The following is an 18,003-nucleotide window of genomic DNA, read 5'->3' on the forward strand; positions in this document are numbered from 1 at the left end:
TGGCAGTTAATTTCGACCGCTCATGTCCGCATCGCCCAATGGCTTAAGGTGGTCGGGTATACTGCCGCGCTTCAAGTCGCTGTATGCGGTCGGCAGGACAATCTGGGGTTTTTATGCTCGAACAGGCTCAACGCGTCCTCAAGGACATCTTTGGTTACGACAGCTTCCGGGGTCGCCAGGGTGCGATCATCGAGCGTGTAGCCAGCGGTGGCGATGCGTTGGTGCTGATGCCCACCGGCGGCGGCAAGTCCCTGTGTTTCCAGGTGCCTGGCCTGTTGCGTGAAGGCCTGTGTGTGGTGGTTTCGCCGCTGATTGCGTTGATGGACGACCAGGTCGCCACCCTCGATGAACTGGGCGTGGCGGCCGCAGCGTTGAATTCCACTCTCAGCGCCGAGCAGCAGCGCGACCTGGCCAACCGGATTCGTCAGGGCGAGGTCAAGATGCTCTACCTGGCCCCGGAACGCCTGGTCCAGCCGCGCATGCTGGCCTTCCTGCAGAACCTGCAAATAGCCCTGTTCGCCATCGACGAAGCTCATTGCGTGTCCCAGTGGGGCCATGATTTCCGTCCGGAATATCTGCAGCTGGGTCAGTTGGCCGAGCTGTTCCCCAACGTTCCGCGCATTGCCCTGACCGCTACCGCCGACAAGCGCACCCGGGAAGAAATCGTTACGCGCCTGCATTTGCAGAATGCCGAGCGCTTTCTTTCCAGTTTCGACCGGCCCAATATTTTCTACCGCATCGTGCCCAAGGAGCAGCCGCGCAAGCAGTTGCTGGCATTCCTGTCCGAGCGGCGCAGCGATGCCGGAATCGTCTATTGCCTGTCGCGCAAGAAAGTCGACGAGGTAGCGGTATTCCTCAGTGAAAACGGTTATCCGGCGCTGCCTTATCACGCTGGCCTGCCGTCCGAGACCCGGGCCCACAATCAGAAGCGCTTCCTTAATGAGGAAGGCCTGATCATGGTGGCGACCATCGCCTTCGGCATGGGTATCGACAAGCCCAACGTGCGTTTCGTCGCGCACCTGGATCTGCCCAAGTCCCTGGAAGCCTACTATCAGGAAACCGGTCGAGCCGGTCGTGACGGCCTGCCTGCCGATGCCTGGATGGCCTACGGTCTGCAGGACGTGGTGATGCTCAAACAGATGCTGCAGAACTCCGAAGGCGACGAGCGTCACAAGCGACTGGAGCAGCACAAGCTCGATGCCATGCTCGCCCTGTGCGAGGAGACCCGCTGCCGCCGTCAGACCCTGCTGGCCTATTTCGACGAAGACATGCCCGAGCCATGTGGCCACTGCGACAACTGTGTCGATGGCGTGCAGACCTGGGACGCCACCGAGCCCGCGCGTCAGGCCTTGTCGGCGATATACCGCACTGGCCAGCGCTACGGTGTCGGCCACCTGGTGGACGTGCTGCTGGGCAAGGAAAACGACAAGGTGCGCAGCTTCGGCCATCAGCATCTGTCGGTGTTCGGTGTCGGCAAGGCGCGTGCAGAGAGCGAATGGCGTTCGCTGTTCCGCCAACTGGTGGCACGTGGCCTGGCTGATATCGACCTCGAAGGCTACGGTGGCCTGCGCCTGAGTGATACTTGCCGTCCATTGCTGCGGGGAGAAGTTACCCTGGAACTGCGCCGCGACCTCAAGCCGCAGACCGTGGCCAAGAGCAGCTCCGGCAGCCCGGCCAGCCAACTGGTTCGTGGCGACGAGCGCGAAGAGTGGGAAGCCCTGCGAGCCTTGCGGCGCAAGCTGGCCGAAGAGCACGGCGTACCGCCCTATGTCATTTTCCCCGATTCGACCCTGTTGGAGATGCTGCGCAGCAAGCCCGGCAACATGGCGGAAATGGGCCGGGTCAGCGGTGTCGGTGCGCGTAAGCTGGAACGTTACGGCGAGGCTTTCCTGGAGGTGCTCGGCGGTACGGCCCCGGCGCCGAAAGTCGTGGCCGATATCCGTCATGAACTGATCAGCCTGGCCCGCGCGGGCATGACTCCGGCGCAGATTGCCGGTCAGTTGCAGTGCACCGAGAAGAACGTCTACACCTTGCTGGCCGAAGCCATTGGCAAGCAGCAGCTATCGGTAGAGCAGGCCCTGGATCTGCCCGAGGATCTGTTGGGCGAAATTCAGGATGCCTTCCTCGACGGTGAAGGCGAGTTGCCTCCGGTCGCCGCCATTGCCGCGCAATTTGCCGGTCGGGTGCCCGAAGGCGTGCTGTATTGCGTACGCGCCGCGCTGCAGTCGGAGTTCGAGGTCTGATATAGGGCTTGCCTCGCCTCAGGCTCCATGATTAGCTGACTAATAATTAGTTTCGATCATGAGTTGGTTATGCCTTTGAACAATGAACACCGCTTCGGAATGCAGCTGGCCCATATGTCCCGGGGCTGGCGCGCCGAGCTGGATCGCCGTCTGGCCGACCTTGGACTGTCCCAGGCACGTTGGCTGGTGCTGCTGCATCTGGCCCGGTTCACCTCGCCGCCGACCCAGCGCGAGCTGGCGCAAAGCGTCGGTGTCGAAGGTCCGACTCTGGCGCGCCTGCTGGACAGCCTGGAAGCACAGGGCCTGGTCCTGCGTCAGGCGGTGGTTGAGGACCGTCGGGCAAAGAAAATTGTTTTGTGCGATACAGCCAGGCCGCTGATTGAAAAAATCGAGACCATCGCCACTGCCCTGCGTGTGGAATTGTTCGAAGGCATCAGCGAAGAGGACCTGCGGCTGTGCATGAGCGTGCATACCCGTATCCTGGCCAATCTGGAAAAATCATAGCGCGAGCATATTGCTGGTTTTGCCATCATACTTATCAGTCCGGGGCCGTCAGAGTCGGTCCGAAAAAATTGAATATGCCGAGAAGTCTGTGTTGGTTTCCATAAGGGTTCGCATGCTGAAGAGTTCTGAGGCCGTCGTGCCGGGTGTGCTGCGGCGCACGATGCCCGGTGTACGTGGCGGGTTGATGGCATTGCTCATCGCTTCGGCTTCCATGTTGTATCCGGCGATAGCCTCTGCTCTGGGACTGGGCGATATCACCCTGCATTCCGCGCTGAACCAGCCGCTGGACGCCGATATCGATCTGGTCGAGACCGGCGGCCTGAACGAAGAGGACGTTATCGCCAAACTCGCAACGCCGGAGGCCTTTGCCCGCGCCGGTGTCGAGCGTGTGTTCTTCCTCAATGACCTGCGCTTCACGCCGATCATTCATGGCAACCACGGCGTCATCCATGTGGTGTCGAGCAAGCCGGTTACCGAGCCCTTCCTGAATTTCCTGGTGCAGTTGTCGCGTCCTAATGGCGACTTGCTGCACGAGTACACGTTGCTTCTCGATCCAGCCACCACTGCGGCAGGCCGGGCAGCACTTCAGGGGCGAAATCGTGAGTCGATCGCTCAGACCGGCGGTTCGCGCATGCCGGTGGCGCCACCGCCTGCGGTGCAGAGCAAGCATTACGTTGTGATGGCAGGTGACAATCTGGGCTCGATTGCCCGGCGTTTGCATGGCACGGACTCGAAGATGTCCGCCGATGAGCTGGCCGCAGGTATCAAGGCCCTCAATCCCCAGGCATTTCCCGGCGGTAATACCAAAGACCTGAAGGTCGGGCAGAACCTGCTGTTGCCTGACGCGGCGGTGTTGCCGAGCGTTGCGCCTGCTGTTGCGGCCAGCACTGCCCCGGCCAGCGCTGCGGCGTCTACCGCTCCTCCTGCAAGCACCGCCGCTGCGCCAACCGCTGCACAACCGTTGTCCGGTGCTGCGGTGGACAATCAGCAGCTGAGCCATGAAGTCGATGATCTCAAAGGGCAATTGAGTGGCAAGGACAAGGAAATCGTCGCCCTGGAAACCAGGCTGGCGGAGCTCAAGAGCGCATCTGCCCAGCCCGTTGCCGTAGCGCCGGTGACGCCCGTAGCGCCGACTCCTGCCCCAGTGACACCATCAACTCCGGCACCGGCGGCTGCACCCGTAGCGGCGCCTGTTCCGGCACCCGTTGCCGATGATTCCTTCATCAGTCAGCCGATCCTGTTGGGCGCGCTGCTGATCCTGTTGTTGCTGTTGGGCCTGGTCTATTCGGTACGGCGCAAGCGGCAGAAAGAACTGGAAGACGACGAATACGACGAGCCGTTGCCGGACGATATCGGTCCTGCGCCGGTGGTGCTCGACGTGCCGGGTGTCTCCGCCCCACGTACTGTCACTCCGGTGGCGCCGGTTGTCGCGCCGGTCCGGCCACAGGCTGCGCCTGCGCCACGTCCTGCCAGCGCTCCGCCAGATGCCCTGGACGGGGTCAATATCTATATTGCCTATGGCCGCTTCACCGAGGCGCTGGGCATTCTGCGTGACGCTCTGGATAAGCAGCCGGAACGCATGGACATCCGTGCCAAGATCCTTGAACTGCTAGCCGAGCAGGGTGATGCCAGCGGCTTTGCTGCCGAGGAACAGAACTTCATCGAACAGGGCCTGGAGCCGGAGAAGGTCGCGGAAATTCGCGCGCGTTATCCACTGCTGAAGAAACCCGAGAGCTCGGCCCCGGCTGCGTCTGTGGCACCGGTTGTCGCAGCGGCAGCAGCAGCGGCGGCGGTCCAGCCTTCTCAAGGCAATGTGCCTGCGGCGCCTGCCGAGGATGAGTTCCAGTTGAATCTGGATGACCTTTCGATGGATGCCGACTGGGATCTGGTCGATCCATTTGACACCCCTCGCTCGCGCAAGCAGGACAAGCCGCAGCCGGACGAAGAAGATCCCGGCTTCGCCTCGAACCTGACGCAGTTACCGGAAGTGTTCGAAATGCCGGAAGAGCAGTTCCTCAGTGACTTCTCCGAACCCGAGGAGGATTTCGCCGAGCCTGAGGTCATACCCGAGGTGATCGTGCATGCCAGTAACGATATTCTGGAAGATGATTTCCTCGATGGCTTCATGGATGACACGACTGATTTCGATCTGCTGGATCTTGATGAGGCGCCGCTGAGCAAACTCAACGAGGCCCAGGTGTTGATCGATGACGGCGATATTGAAAGCGCTCGCCTGATTCTTCAGGAGTTGATCGAGAACGGCGACGATGCCCATCAGCAGGCGGCGTTCGAGATGCTCAAGGGGCTTGATTGATATGTCCGAGCCACGTCCTGAAGTTGTCATCACCTACTGTACCCAGTGCCAATGGCTGCTGCGGGCGGCCTGGCTGGCGCAGGAATTGCTGAGTACCTTTGCCGACGATCTCGGCAGGGTTTCCCTTGAACCGGGTACTGGAGGGGTGTTCCGCATAACCTGTGACGGCACCCAGATCTGGGAGCGCAAGGCTGACGGTGGCTTCCCCGAAGCCAAAGTGCTCAAGCAGCGCGTACGTGACTTGATCGATCCGCAGCGGGATCTGGGGCATAACGAAGCGAAGCCTGCGTGAATCCATACGCGCCCTTACCTGAATTGGACTTCATTCTGGTGGGACCGGCTTTAGCCGGGAAAGGGCCGGCACATCCGCAGCATCTTTTTGATCCCCACGTACGCCTTCCCGGCTAAAGCCGGTCCCACAGGTGGCTCTGCGTAATGCTTGTCACAACATTGCCATGTCATCGTCATTTTCAATTAACCGGCGCCACGCACTATCGTCAAAACCCAGTCGGAGGTTGACGACCATGACCAGTGCCCAGCTCGCCAAACCCAGCCGCAAGCAACATGTGCGGACATTATGGATCTCCGATGTACACCTGGGCACCCGCGATTGCCAGGCAGAGCATCTTTCGACCTTTCTCAAGGGCTATCAGGCGGACAAGATCTATCTGGTCGGGGACATCATCGACGGCTGGAAACTGCGCAGCGGCATGTACTGGCCCCAGGCCCATACCAATGTGATCCGCCGCCTGCTGACCATGAGCAAGCGCGGCACCGAGGTGATTTACGTCACCGGCAACCACGACGAATTCCTGCGCCGCTACTCCAAGCTGATCCTGGGCAACATCCAGTTGGTGGACGAAGCCATCCACCAGACTGCCGATGGCCGCAAACTGTTGGTCATCCATGGCGATCAGTTCGATGTGATCACCCGTTATCACCGCTGGCTGGCCTTCCTCGGCGACTCGGCCTACGAATTCACCCTGACCCTCAACCGCTGGCTCAACCATTGGCGCGCCAAGTACGGCTATGGCTACTGGTCGCTGTCGGCGTACCTCAAGCACAAGGTCAAGACGGCGGTCAGTTTTATCAGCGACTTCGAAGAAGCCATCGCCCATGAATGCGTCAAGCGCGGCCTGGATGGTGTGGTCTGCGGGCATATTCACCATGCCGAGATTCGTCAGGTGGGCGGGGTTGAATACCTTAACTGTGGCGACTGGGTCGAGTCCTGCACTGCGCTGATCGAGCATCTGGACGGCTCTATCGAGCTGTTCCGTCTGGCTGATGCCCATCAGCGCGAAAAGGCCCGCTTGCTCGAAGAGCGGGCCGAAGTGGGTGAGTCGGTCAACTGATCCCGATCAGAGGCTGACCTTGCCGAGCAGGATATCGCGGTACATCACGAAATCGCCCAACAGGCTGTAGAACGGATGCTGGAAAGTGGCCGGGCGATTCTTCTCGAAAAAGAAATGGCCGACCCAGGCAAAGCCGTAGCCTGCCAGGGGCACCAGCCACAGCAGGCTCCAGCGCCCGCTGCCGATGCCGAACGCCAACAGGAAGATCACCAGGCTGGTGCCGATAAAATGCAGGCGCCTGCAGGTGCTGTTGTTGTGTTCGGCCAGATAATACGGGTAGAAGTCGGCAAAACGGCTGAAATGTCTGACGTTGTCCATGGTGACTCCCGCATAGCGTGACGAGGCCCTCAGTCTATTGCCGTCCGGGTATCCGCCGCCATGGGTTTTGTCGGCCATTCATGCTGTCAATGACGCCAGAATGCCGGTACGCATAGCACCAGCACGGTAATGATCTCCAGACGCCCCAGCAGCATGCCGCCGGACAGTATCCATTTGGCTGCATCCGGTAGCGTCGAGAAGTTGCCTGCCGGGCCGATGGTCTCGCCAAGGCCCGGGCCGACCCCGGACACGGTACTGGCCGCGCCGGTCAGTGCGGTCATCCAGTCCAGGCCCAGCAGTGCCAGGGCCAGGGCGATGGCGCAGATGGTGATGGTGAAGAAAAAGGAAAAGGTCAGGATCGAGCGGACGATTTCGTCATCCAGGCGATGGCCGTTGTAGTTCTGCCGGATTACCGCACGGGGATGGATCAGCTGATTGAGGTTGGCCTTGAGCAGGATATAGGCCACCTGGAAACGAAACACCTTCACGCCACCGGCCGTCGAGCCGGAACAGCCGCCGATAAACCCCAGATAAAAGAACAACATCAGGGCGAAATTACCCCACAGGCTATAGTCGCCCAGAGCGAAGCCGGTGGTGGTGACCACCGACGTAACGTTCAGCGCGACATGGCGCAGGGCGTCGTACCAGGGCAGGTCGGTGGTGCTCCAGTACCATAGGGTCATCACCAGCCAGGTCGCCAGCAACAGGCCGATCAGGCCGCGTACCTGCTCATCGCGCAGCAGCGCCTTGCGATTGCCGCGCAGGGTGGCGACGTACAGAGTGAACGGCAGGCTGCCAAGAATCATTACCACGATCGCGACCCAGTGCACCGCCGGTTGCGGCCATTTGGCCAGGGACTGGTCCGAGGTGGAGAAACCGCCGGTGGCAATGGCCGACATGGCGTGGTTGATCGCATCGAACAGGCTCATACCTGCCGCCCAGAAGCCCAGGCTGCCCAATGCCGTAAGGCCGACATAGGTCAGTACGATGAACTTGGCCACCATGTGCGAGCGCGGCATGACCTTTTCCGAGCGGTCGGAAGACTCTGTCTGGAACAGACGCATGCCGCCGATACGCAGCAGCGGCAGGATCGCTACCGCCATGCCGATAAAACCTATGCCACCCAGCCAGTGCAGCAGCGAGCGCCAGATCAGAATGCCCGGCGAGATACTGTCCAGGCCGCTGATCACCGTGGAGCCGGTGGCGGTGATGCCCGACATGCTTTCAAAAAACGAATCGGTGAAGCTCATGTGCTGGGTCAGCAGGAACGGCAGGGCGGCGAACACACAGACCACGATCCAGCTGGACACCGTCAGCATGTACATGTCCCGGGGGCGCAGATGCACATGTTCCGGGCGACCGGGGATGACCAGGGCCATACCGGCGAGGAAGGTCAGTACGCTGGACCAAAGGAATGAGCGCAGGTCGTCCAGATGATCGAAGATCACCAGGGTGGCGATCGGCACGACCATGGCGATGGCCAGGGTAATCAGGAAGATGCCGATGATAAAACCGATGATGCGAAGGGTCGGCAACGCCATGAAGTCGCTCTGACTGGAATGAGGAAAGGGCGCCATTCTACCTGCGCCTTTTGTAGTGTAAACCGACGGCAATTAGCCAGTTAGCGTAAGTAATTCCCGTGCCCGGACGTTATTGCTTTTAGAATGTTGAATCAATTTTCCCAAGGAGAAAGCCGATGCAGGCTGTCGACGTTTTGCTCAATCGTGTCTCGGTGCCCCGTCTGGTCGAACCGGCTCCGGATGCCGCGCAGCGCGAAGTGCTGTTCGGCGCGGCGCTGCGCGCGCCGGATCATGGCATGTTGCGCCCGTACCGTTTCCTGACCGTGGAAGGCCCGGCTCGTGAGCGCATGGGCCAATTGCTTGCCGAAGCCTTGCAGCAGGGCGGTGGCGAAGTCACGGAGCAGATGCTCGACAAGGCGCGCCTTGGTCCGTTGCGGGCGCCGCTGGTTGTGGTGGTGATTGCATCCTTGCAGGAGCACTTCAAGGTGCCGAAAAAGGAGCAGCTGCTCACGGCTGCCTGTGCCGCACACGGCGTGCTTCTGGCGGCTTATGCCATGGGCATAGGCGCGGTATGGCGTACCGGAGAACTGGCCTATGCAGGCCATGTGGCCAAGGGCCTGGGGCTGACAGCGGACGAAGAGGTGGTGGCATTTCTCTATCTGGGTACACCGCAGAATCCACCCCGGGAAGCACCCAAGGTGGATATCGCCACTGTAGTCAGCGCCTGGCAGGGCTGATATCAGCTTACCGTTGGCATGACCGGTTCCAGCGGCAGATCCAGACAAGCGAGGAAGCCGCCCTCGGGGTGGTTTCCTAGAGTCAGATGACCGCCATGGCGTTCCGCCGCACGTTTGGCGATGGCCAGCCCAAGGCCATGGCCCGGCGCGGTCTGGTCCGGTGCGCGATAGAAGGGCTCACCCAGTTGCGCCAGATGTTCCGGGGCAACACCGGGGCCGTGGTCGCGCACACTGAGTTGGGCCCGATCACCGACTCGACAGGCCTGCATTTCGATACGGGCGCCCGGCGGGTTGAAGCGCAGGGCGTTACGCAGCAGATTGTCCATGGCCCGCTCAATCATGTCGGGCCAACCCTTCAATTCCAGGTTGTCCTCGATATAGACGTGGATATCCTGCCCCTCATCGTTGAACTGCGCTTCGCCTTGCAGATGCTCAAGCATGCCGCGTACATCCACCGGCTCAGGGTTGCCGACTGCGGCATCGAGGCGGGCGAGGGCGAGAATTTCGCTGATCAGCGCTTCCAGGCGATCGCAGTCACGGGCCAGGCGTGGCCACAGCTTTTCGCGCTCCGCCGGTTCCGCACGTTCGGCCAGGGCCAGGGCGATACGCAGCCGCGCCAGGGGGGAGCGTAATTCATGGGATACATCGCGCAAGAGCTGACGCTGGCTGCTGATCAGGCTTTGCAGGCGCGCGCCCATGCGGTTGAAATCGGTGGCAAGGACGCCGAACTCGTCACGGCGGTTGGCCAGCTGCGCCAGGCTGTTCTGTTGGTAAACAGTCTGCCCAAGATCGTGCACAGCCCCACGCAGGCGGCTGAGCGGCCGGGTAATGGACAGCGTGACCAGCAAACTGAACAGGGTCAGTACCACCAGGGCAATGCCCAGGGCGCTAAAGGGCCAGAGCAGACTTTGCCGGTGCCAGGCATCCAGTTCCGGATGGGGGATTCGATAGATCAGCAAGTAGGTTTCGCCGGTCTTCGGGCTGGTGTACTCGGTGGTCAGGCGCCGCCAGGGTAACTGTCGCGGGTCGTCATGCTGACGCGCCTCGAAGGCGGCTGCGCGGGCGGGGAAGGTGCCACTGACCACGGCTTCACCGGCGTCGTTGAGCACCTGCACATCGATGTGGTAGCGCCGCTTGAGGCCTTGCAGATAGTCCTGGGATGCCGCTTCGCCCTGGTTTTCGTACAGCCCGGACCAGGTTTCCGGCAAGTTGTTGAGGCCAGGGTGGCGGCTGAGAATCCAGGCGTCCTGGTTGAGCATATGCCCCAGCAGAATGGATAAACCTGCCACGAGGGCAATGGCCAGCCAGAAACTGGCCAGGATTCGCCAGAACAATGAGCGCACGGTATGACCTCAAATAAGGACACCCGGCAAGCTTGGGGCATTGCCGGGTGCGGGTAAGCGGATATTACTGGGCTTTCTGAGCCTTTTGCGCTTTCCAGGCTTCGAATTCAGCACGATCGGCGCGGCGTTGTTCCTGTTTTTTCAGGATTTCGTCGAACTGTTTCTGCTGGTCCGGCTTGAGTAAGGCGCGGATGTCAGCCTGAGTCTTGTCGTGCGTGGCCTTGATTTCATCCTGCATGGCTTTCTGATCCGCTGCTGGCAGCTTTTTCAGGTAGCGCTCGGTGAGCTCGTGACGGCCGCGCATCTGCTCGCCCATCAGCTTGGCGATCTGCTGATGCTGTTCCGGTGTCAGGTTCAAGTCGCGGAACGGGCCACCTTGACGTGGGCCATGCTGGCCGTGCATGCCACCTTGCCAGCCGTTGTCCGGACCTTCTTGTGGCGGCATGGCCATGGCGAGGGTTGGCAGGGCAGTGGCGAACATCAAAGCGATCAGGGTCTTGCGCATCATGGTGTCTCTCCTTTGTCTCGAATCCGGTTCTTGTCCGGTTGAGCTCAGTTTAAGGAGATGAAGGTCAAGGGCAGTCAGGCAACGGTAAAGCTTGGGTAAAGAGCCGCGTAGAGCGAGCTGACACAAGGCCAGCCCGATCTAGGCGCTGTAGTAGTAGCCGCGGCTGCGCAGGGCGACGATGCGCGGGCGGCCATCGGCATGGGGGCCGATCTTCTTGCGCAGGTTGCTGACATGCATGTCCAGGCTGCGGTCGTACAGGGTCAGCTTGCGGCCCAGGGCCAGTTGCGCCAGTTCCTGCTTGTCCAGAGGCTCGCCAGGCTGGCGCAGCAGCGCTTCGAGCAATCGGCTTTCGGAAACGGTGAGGGTCAGTTCCTGTTCGTTGATAGTGACCACGCCGCGCATCGGGCTGAAACTCAGGTCACCCACTTCGAGCTGGCTGGCCACGGCGGTCGGGTGACTGCGGCGCAGCACGGCCTTGAGGCGTGCGGTCAGTTCACGGGGATCGCAGGGCTTGGCCAGGTAATCGTCTGCGCCCAGTTCGAGGCCGAGGATACGGTCCAAGGGTTCGCCACGGGCCGACAGCATGACCACGGGCATCTCGGGATGGTCGTTGCGCAGTTGCTTGAGCAATTCCAGGCCGCTGCCATCGGGCAGCATGACATCCAGAACCACCGCAGCCGGCACCGATTGGGCCAGGGCGCGACGGGCGCTGACGCCATCGTGGCAGGCCCGTACGTGGAAGCCTTCCTGGCTCAGCCAACTGCTCAGCAGCTCGCAGAGTTCCTGATCATCATCAATTAATAACAGCTCGCTCATGACTCACTCAATTCAGCCACTGCCGACGTGCTCTACGTCCGCGAGTGGCAAAGATACCGCACAGTAGGGCGATCAGTGCAACACCACCCCCGGTGACGAACCATTGTTGCTGTTCGGTGAGAAAACGCAGGGGCAGGCTGGTTTGTGCTTCTTTGAGCTGCGTGCGCAGCTTTTGGTTCTCCAGACGCAGCTCCTTGAGCAGGGCGCTTTCGCGGTTGGCATCGGCACTCTGCAACTGCTTCTGCAGTTCTTCGCGCTGGCGTTCGCTGTCTTTGAGGCGCTGTTGCAGGTCGATGACCTGGGCGGCTGCGGTAGGCAGCGGCAAGGTGATGCCCGAGCCATTGCTTTCTTCGGCCTGGACATCGATGCCCATCGCCAGCACAGCCAACAACACACATAACGGACCTGGACGCATCTGAACTCCCTTCTATTGCCGGCAGAATCGATTTTCAGTTTGTCGGCAGGAAGAACGGAATGATGAGCGGTCGTCGTTGATGTGAGGCATCTGCGCGCTGTTTGTCACGCAGATGCCGCCCCTTGTCCGGGATTCAGGGCATCACTTGCTTGAACGGCTTGACCACGACATTGGCGTAGACGCCCGCAGCGATATACGGATCGGCATCGGCCCAGGCCTTGGCGGCAGTGAGGGATTCGAACTCGGCGACGATCAGGCTTCCGGTAAAACCCGCAGCGCCAGGATCGTTGCTTTCAACGGCCGGATGCGGGCCGGCCAGAACCAGGCGACCTGCATCTTTGAGAACGGTCAGGCGCTCGACGTGGGCAGGGCGCACGCTCAGGCGTTTTTCCAGGGAATCGGCGACATCGGTGGCGATAATTGCAAAGAGCATGTCAATCCTCGGTCTTGGAGGTGGGATTCGACGCGGCAGGATCCGGGTCGTGCATATGCTTGGCGAGGAACAGGCCCTGGCCGATCAGGAACAGCACGGTCATGCCCAGGCTGCCGAAGACTTTGAAGTCGACCCAGAAGTCCTGATAGGTGAAGGCCACGTACAGGTTGGCTGCGCCGCAGAAGATGAAAAAGATGATCCAGGCCACGTTCAGCTTGCGCCAGATCGGCTGCGGCAGGCTCAGGGCATGGCCCATGATGCGTTGGATCAGCGGGCGCTCACCGATGAACTGGCTGCCCAGGAAGGCCAGGGCAAACAGCCAGTTGACCACTGGGGCTTTCCATTTGAGGAAGGTCTCGCTGTGGAAGGCCAGGGTCAGGCTGCCGAAGACCAGGCAGGCGAGGAGGGTCAGCCACTGGCTTTTCTCCAGTTTGCCCTGCTTGAAATAGAGGAAGCCGTAGACCACCACCGAACTGATGATCAGCATGGCGGTCGCACTGAAGATACCGCCGATGACGACGCTGTGACCCAGCAGTTCGTGGGTTTGCGGTTCGATTTTGTAGACGACGAAAAACAGCAGCAGCGGGATGAAGTCGATGAATTGTTTCACAATGGCAGCCAGAAGCAGGATGTAGCGGCATAATAACAAACATCAATGACAGCGAAAGCGCCCCTATGAATGTTGATCTGCACTGCCACAGCACCGCTTCCGATGGCTCGCTCGCGCCTGCCGTACTGGTTGCCCGTGCCTTCGAGAATGGCGTGCGCGTCCTTTCCCTGACCGACCACGACACCACCGAAGGCCTCGCAGAGGCCCGCACGGCGGCGCTTGCGCTGGGTATGCAGCTGGTAAACGGGGTCGAGTTGTCCTGCACCTGGGGCGGTGCAACCATCCATATTCTGGGCTACGGTTTCGAGGTCGACGCCCCCGCGCTGGTCGAAGCCATCAGCCGTTTGCATGAGGGGCGCTGGCTGCGTGCCGAGGAAATAAGTCGCAAATTGGCGATGAAAGGTATGCCGGGAGCGCTGGAAGGCGCCCGGGCGATCCAGATGGAGCTGGGGGACAGTGGTAATGCCCCGGCCCGGCCGCACTTTGCCGAGTTTCTGGTGCGCGGCGGTTTCGTCAAGGATCGTGCCGAAGCATTCCGTAAATGGCTGGGTGCCGGCAAGCTGGGCGACGTCAAGCAGCACTGGCCGACCCTGGAAGATACCGTCGCCACGCTGCGCGACTCCAAGGCCTGGGTCAGTCTGGCCCACCCCTCGCACTACGATTTCACCCGCAGTAAACGTCGCAAGCTGGTCGCCGACTTTATCCAGGCCGGCGGCCATGCCATCGAAGTCGTCAATGGCCTGCAACCCGCCGATCAGGTGGGCTCGTTGGCCATTCTGGCTCGTGAATTCGGTCTGCTGGTGTCTGCCGGCAGTGACTTTCATGCTCCTGGCGCATGGTCCGAGATCGGGGTTTACCGCCCTTTACCGGAGGACTTGCCGCCACTTTGGTGCCGATTCAAACATGACCAGCCTACTGCCGTCGTCTGAACAGGGAGTTACCGTGAGTCAATTTTTCCAGGTCCACCCGGAGAACCCGCAACCGCGTCTGATCAAACAGGCCGTGGAAATCATCAAGGCGGGCGGTTTGGTGGTCTATCCAACAGATTCGTCCTACGCCCTGGGTTGCCAGATCGGTGACAAGAGCGCCATTGAGCGCATCCGCCGCCTGCGCCAGCTGGACGACAAGCACAACTTCACCCTGATGTGCTGTGACTTGTCGCAGCTGGGCCTGTTCGCCAAGGTCGATACCGGCGCCTTTCGCGCCCTCAAAACCCATACGCCGGGGCCATACACCTTCATTCTCAATGCGACACGGGAAGTGCCACGCCTGATCCTGCATCCCAAGCGCCGAACCATCGGTCTGCGTGTGCCGCAGCACCCGATTGCCCAAGCGTTGCTGGAGCAATTGGGCGAGCCATTGATGAGCGTCAGCCTGATCATGCCCGGCGAGAGCCTGCCCATGAGCGATCCCTATGAGATGCGCGAAATCCTCGAGCATCAGGTCGACCTGATCATCGATGGCGGCATTGGCGGTGTTTCGGCTTCTACCGTGATCAACCTGGCTGATGGCGAGCCACAGATCATTCGTGTCGGCTGCGGTGACCCGACACCCTTCGGTGGCGAGGCCTGATGACCGTCGTGGAAACCGTGGACCCCCAGGCTGACGCCCAGCAGGAGCTGCCGTTCGCCCTGGTTTACGGCCAGGCCGTCACCCAGATGCCGCTGGACTTGTATATCCCGCCGGATGCCCTGGAAGTTTTTCTGGAAGCTTTCGAAGGGCCGCTGGACCTGTTGCTGTACCTGATCCGCAAGCAGAACATTGATATCCTCGACATTCCCGTGGCGGAAATCACCCGGCAGTACATGGGTTACGTCGAGTTGATGAAAAACGTACGCCTGGAGCTGGCCGCAGAGTATCTGGTGATGGCCGCGATGCTGGCCGAGATCAAGTCGCGCATGCTGTTGCCGCGCTCTGCCGAGGTCGAGGACGAGGAAGACGACCCTCGCGCCGAACTGATTCGTCGTCTGCAAGAGTACGAACGCTTCAAGGCCGCTGCCGAAGGCATTGATGGCCTGACCCGGGTCGGTCGCGATGTCAGTGTGCCCAAGCTTGATGCGCCCGAGGCGCGGGCGCGCAAGCTGTTGCCGGATGTCAGCCTCGAAGAGCTGCTGATGTCCATGGCCGAGGTGTTACGTCGCGGCGACATGTTCGAAAGCCACCAGGTCAGCCGCGAAGCGCTGTCTACCCGCGAGCGCATGAGCGACGTGCTGGAACGGCTCAAGGGCGGCGGTTTCGTGCCTTTTGCCGAACTGTTCACCGCCGAGGAAGGGCGCCTGGGCGTGGTCGTGACCTTTATGGCGATCCTTGAACTGGTCAAGGAGTCCCTGGTCGACCTGGTGCAGAACGAGCCGTTTGCAGTGATTCATGTGCGGGCGCGGGCGGAGTAGGCGCTGCCGGAGGCTGCGATAGGGGCGTCTGATATACCGCCTTCGCAGCCTTCGGCAGCTCCTACAGATCCCATTTCAATTCAGATGGTTATGTGTTGTTTGATTAAGAGCGATTGATGAACCTCAATGAACCCCGCGAGCTGGCGCAATTGCTCGAAGCTTTCCTGCTGGCCTCCGGCAAGCCGCAATCTCTTGAACGCCTGTTCGAGCTTTTCGAAGAAGGTGAACGGCCTGAGCCTGCCGTTTTCAAGAAAGCCCTGGAAGTGCTGCGCAAGTCCTGCGAAGGGCGGGCGTTCGAGCTCAAGGAAGTCGCGTCGGGGTATCGTCTGCAGATTCGTGAGCGCTTCTCGCCTTGGGTCGGGCGGCTCTGGGAGGAACGGCCGCAGCGCTATTCCCGGGCCATGCTGGAAACCCTGGCGCTGGTCGCTTATCGCCAGCCAATCACCCGTGGCGAGATCGAAGACGTGCGCGGCGTGGCTGTCAACAGCAATATCGTCAAGACCCTGCTGGAGCGCGAGTGGATTCGCGTGGTCGGCTACCGCGATGTGCCGGGTAAACCGGCGATGTTCGCCACCACCAAGGGTTTCCTCGACCACTTCAACCTGAAAAACCTCGACGACCTGCCGCCCCTGGCCGATCTGCGGGAAATGGAGCCGGACCCGATTCTCGATTTCGACGACGCCCCGGTACCCGCCCATCTGCAGGCCCTGGCCGACGCCAGCCTCGATCCGGACGCCGAAGCCGAAGAACCCGAACCGCCCCGGGACGAAACCAGCTTCCGCAGCTTGTTGGCCGAACTGGACACCATGGAACAGGGTCTCAAGACCGACTTCGATGATTTGCTGGTTGAGGAAAAGCCGGAGGACGAACCCGATTCCCTGTAGGAGCTGCCGAAGGCTGCGAAAGCGGTGTATCAGACGGTCTCGTTCGCAGCCTTTGGCAGCTCCTACAAAAAACGCGTGATCACGGGACCCGCTATCAATGAGCAACCCCAAAGACCCCTGTATCAGCGTCTGTAAATTCGACGACGATATCTGCCGCGGATGCGGACGCAGCAAGCGTGAGATCAAGACCTGGAAGAAGATGGACAAGGATGAGAAGCGCGCCGTATTGGTCGAATCGGCCAGGCGCCTGATCGAGCTCAAGGCCACCGGTCGGCGGAAAAAGAAGTAGCCGCTAAATTTTCAACTAGCCTGTGATGCGCAACCGGCGCCATGAGCGTATGATTCGCGACCTTTTGGCGATTCATACGCGCCACAGGCTTTCAGAATTTTGCCTCGCCGCTCCATGCGCGGCGCCAGGCTACGGTCACGTCGGTCCTCGACGGGCCATGAATCGACACACCGGGAGGTGTCCAGATGAGCGAAAAAGACAAGCAAGACAGCCAGGAAATCGGACCTGCAGGCGAAAAACTGCAGAAGGTTCTGGCCCGTATCGGCGTGGGTTCGCGCCGGGACGTGGAAACCTGGATCAGCCAGGGCCGGATCAAGGTCAATGGCAAGGACGCGACCCTCGGTCAGCGCGTCGATCTGCACGATGCCATCACCGTTGACGGGCGTGTCATCAAGCGCGAAGAAGCGGCCGAAACGGTCCGTCGCGTCATCATGTACAACAAGCCGGACGGCGAAATCTGCACCCGTGACGACCCTGAAGGTCGCCCGACCGTGTTTGATCGCCTGCCGCGTCCGAAAGAAGGTCGCTGGATCAATATCGGTCGCCTGGACATCAACACCACCGGCCTTTTGATGTTCACCACCGACGGTGAGCTGGCCAACCGGCTGATGCACCCGTCGTTCGAGATGGACCGCGAATACGCCGTGCGCGTACGGGGTGAAGTCGATGACGACATGCTCCTGCGTCTGAAGAATGGCGTGATCCTCGAGGACGGTCCTGCGCGTTTCACCGATATCCAGCAGGCGCCGGGCGGTGAAGGCTTCAACCGTTGGTATCACTGCGTGGTGATGGAAGGTCGCAACCGCGAAGTCCGTCGCCTGTGGGAATCCCAGGGCCTGGTGGTCAGTCGTCTGAAGCGCGTGCGTTACGGGCCGGTGTTCCTCAACTCCGATCTGCCCATGGGCCGCTGGCGCGAAATGAGTCAACAGGAAGTCGATATTCTCAGTATCGAAGTCGGCCTGACTCCTGTGGCCCAGCCGCAGATGAACGCCAAGACCAAGGACAAGCTCGAGCGCCTGCAACGGCAATCGTCGCGTCCATTGGGCAAGGGCGAGCGCGTTCGTACCCTGCGTCCGGCCAAGGACGGCGCTGCACCGGCCGGTCCGCGTCCGGCCCGCGAGCCACGGGTGACCGACAGCGAGCGTTCGCGTCCGTCCGCCGTCAAGGGCGAGCGCCCGGCACGCAAGCCGCGCGAAGATTCTGCCTCGCGTCCGGTGAAAGGTCGTGGCACGCCGGTGGCCGAGCGTCCGAGCGAAACCAAGCGTCCGGCCAAGCCGTCGCCGAAGCGCCCGGGCATCTCCCTGGTTGACGACGCGCCGTCGGGCAA

General features: G+C 61.0%; 20 protein-coding genes. 12 read left to right on the forward strand and 8 right to left on the reverse strand.

The genetic code is table 11. The annotated features are described in order from the left end of the window. The first annotated feature begins 113 nt into the window (after nt 1–113). The 5 genes from recQ (at nt 114) to ACCD02_RS26175 (ending at nt 6,413) form a co-directional block, all read left to right on the forward strand. Nucleotides 114–2,243: a DNA helicase RecQ gene (recQ, locus tag ACCD02_RS26155; RefSeq protein WP_413308485.1), complete on the forward strand. Its 2,130-nt coding sequence runs from the start codon at nt 114–116 to the stop codon at nt 2,241–2,243. Between the two features lie 69 nt (nt 2,244–2,312). Then, nucleotides 2,313–2,747, forward strand: coding sequence for a MarR family transcriptional regulator (locus tag ACCD02_RS26160; protein ID WP_413308487.1), 435 nt, complete (start codon nt 2,313–2,315; stop codon nt 2,745–2,747). Nucleotides 2,748–2,859: 112 nt separating this feature from the next. Beyond that, nucleotides 2,860–5,061, forward strand: a complete 2,202-nt coding sequence (locus ACCD02_RS26165) for a FimV/HubP family polar landmark protein (RefSeq protein ID WP_413308489.1) — start codon at nt 2,860–2,862, stop codon at nt 5,059–5,061. A 1-nt stretch (nt 5,062) separates the two neighbouring features. Then, the gene (locus ACCD02_RS26170) at nt 5,063–5,353 is read left to right on the forward strand and encodes a SelT/SelW/SelH family protein (protein ID WP_413308491.1); all 291 of its coding nucleotides are present in this window, start codon (nt 5,063–5,065) and stop codon (nt 5,351–5,353) included. A 232-nt stretch (nt 5,354–5,585) separates the two neighbouring features. Continuing rightward, a complete protein-coding gene (locus ACCD02_RS26175) occupies nt 5,586–6,413 on the forward strand; it encodes a metallophosphoesterase (protein ID WP_413308493.1) in 828 nt (275 codons plus the stop codon). 6 nt (nt 6,414–6,419) lie between these two features. On the opposite strand, the gene ACCD02_RS26180 is transcribed toward ACCD02_RS26175, so the two are convergent. Further along, the gene (locus ACCD02_RS26180) at nt 6,420–6,731 is read right to left on the reverse strand and encodes an Mpo1-like protein (protein ID WP_413308495.1); all 312 of its coding nucleotides are present in this window, start codon (nt 6,729–6,731) and stop codon (nt 6,420–6,422) included. Nucleotides 6,732–6,817: 86 nt separating this feature from the next. Beyond that, nucleotides 6,818–8,272, reverse strand: a complete 1,455-nt coding sequence (locus ACCD02_RS26185) for a TrkH family potassium uptake protein (RefSeq protein WP_413308526.1) — start codon at nt 8,270–8,272, stop codon at nt 6,818–6,820. Nucleotides 8,273–8,427: 155 nt separating this feature from the next. Between ACCD02_RS26185 and ACCD02_RS26190 the strand changes: the two genes are divergently transcribed. Beyond that, a complete protein-coding gene (locus ACCD02_RS26190) occupies nt 8,428–8,988 on the forward strand; it encodes a nitroreductase family protein (RefSeq protein ID WP_413308497.1) in 561 nt (186 codons plus the stop codon). A gap of 2 nt (nt 8,989–8,990) precedes the next feature. On the opposite strand, the gene ACCD02_RS26195 is transcribed toward ACCD02_RS26190, so the two are convergent. From ACCD02_RS26195 to ACCD02_RS26220, 6 genes are all read right to left on the reverse strand, one after another. Beyond that, nucleotides 8,991–10,331, reverse strand: coding sequence for an ATP-binding protein (locus ACCD02_RS26195; RefSeq protein ID WP_413308499.1), 1,341 nt, complete (start codon nt 10,329–10,331; stop codon nt 8,991–8,993). Between the two features lie 64 nt (nt 10,332–10,395). Further along, on the reverse strand, nt 10,396–10,836 hold the full coding sequence (locus ACCD02_RS26200) for an LTXXQ domain protein (protein WP_413308528.1): 441 nt from the start codon (nt 10,834–10,836) through the stop codon (nt 10,396–10,398). Between the two features lie 141 nt (nt 10,837–10,977). Then, nucleotides 10,978–11,655 (reverse strand): response regulator transcription factor, encoded by a 678-nt coding sequence (locus tag ACCD02_RS26205; protein ID WP_413308501.1) that lies wholly within the window; start codon nt 11,653–11,655, stop codon nt 10,978–10,980. A 7-nt stretch (nt 11,656–11,662) separates the two neighbouring features. Then, the gene (locus ACCD02_RS26210; protein WP_413308503.1) at nt 11,663–12,070 is read right to left on the reverse strand and encodes a translation initiation factor 2; all 408 of its coding nucleotides are present in this window, start codon (nt 12,068–12,070) and stop codon (nt 11,663–11,665) included. 133 nt (nt 12,071–12,203) lie between these two features. Continuing rightward, nucleotides 12,204–12,503 carry a YciI family protein gene (locus ACCD02_RS26215; protein WP_413308504.1) on the reverse strand — a complete coding sequence of 100 codons (300 nt, stop codon included), beginning with the start codon at nt 12,501–12,503 and terminating at the stop codon, nt 12,204–12,206. 1 nt (nt 12,504) lies between these two features. After that, nucleotides 12,505–13,113, reverse strand: coding sequence for a septation protein A (locus ACCD02_RS26220; RefSeq protein ID WP_413308506.1), 609 nt, complete (start codon nt 13,111–13,113; stop codon nt 12,505–12,507). Nucleotides 13,114–13,178: 65 nt separating this feature from the next. On the opposite strand from ACCD02_RS26220, the gene ACCD02_RS26225 reads away from it, so the two are divergent. The 6 genes from ACCD02_RS26225 to rluB all read left to right on the forward strand — a co-directional run. Next, a complete protein-coding gene (locus ACCD02_RS26225) occupies nt 13,179–14,042 on the forward strand; it encodes a PHP domain-containing protein (RefSeq protein ID WP_413308508.1) in 864 nt (287 codons plus the stop codon). Nucleotides 14,043–14,055: 13 nt separating this feature from the next. After that, a complete protein-coding gene (locus tag ACCD02_RS26230) occupies nt 14,056–14,685 on the forward strand; it encodes an L-threonylcarbamoyladenylate synthase (protein ID WP_413308510.1) in 630 nt (209 codons plus the stop codon). 119 nt (nt 14,686–14,804) lie between these two features. After that, nucleotides 14,805–15,503 carry a segregation and condensation protein A gene (locus ACCD02_RS26235; protein WP_413308530.1) on the forward strand — a complete coding sequence of 233 codons (699 nt, stop codon included), beginning with the start codon at nt 14,805–14,807 and terminating at the stop codon, nt 15,501–15,503. 116 nt (nt 15,504–15,619) lie between these two features. After that, complete coding sequence (gene scpB, locus ACCD02_RS26240) at nt 15,620–16,387, forward strand: SMC-Scp complex subunit ScpB (protein ID WP_413308512.1); 768 nt, start codon at nt 15,620–15,622, stop codon at nt 16,385–16,387. A 97-nt stretch (nt 16,388–16,484) separates the two neighbouring features. After that, nucleotides 16,485–16,676, forward strand: a complete 192-nt coding sequence (locus ACCD02_RS26245) for a DUF1289 domain-containing protein (RefSeq protein ID WP_413308514.1) — start codon at nt 16,485–16,487, stop codon at nt 16,674–16,676. A gap of 185 nt (nt 16,677–16,861) precedes the next feature. Next, nucleotides 16,862–18,003, forward strand: a 1,142-nt coding sequence (gene rluB, locus ACCD02_RS26250; protein ID WP_413308516.1) for a 23S rRNA pseudouridine(2605) synthase RluB, incomplete at its 3' end; no start/stop codon positions are given.

It is taken from the genome of Pseudomonas sp. Pseusp88, assembly GCF_047303955.1.
Lineage (GTDB): Bacteria > Pseudomonadota > Gammaproteobacteria > Pseudomonadales > Pseudomonadaceae > Aquipseudomonas.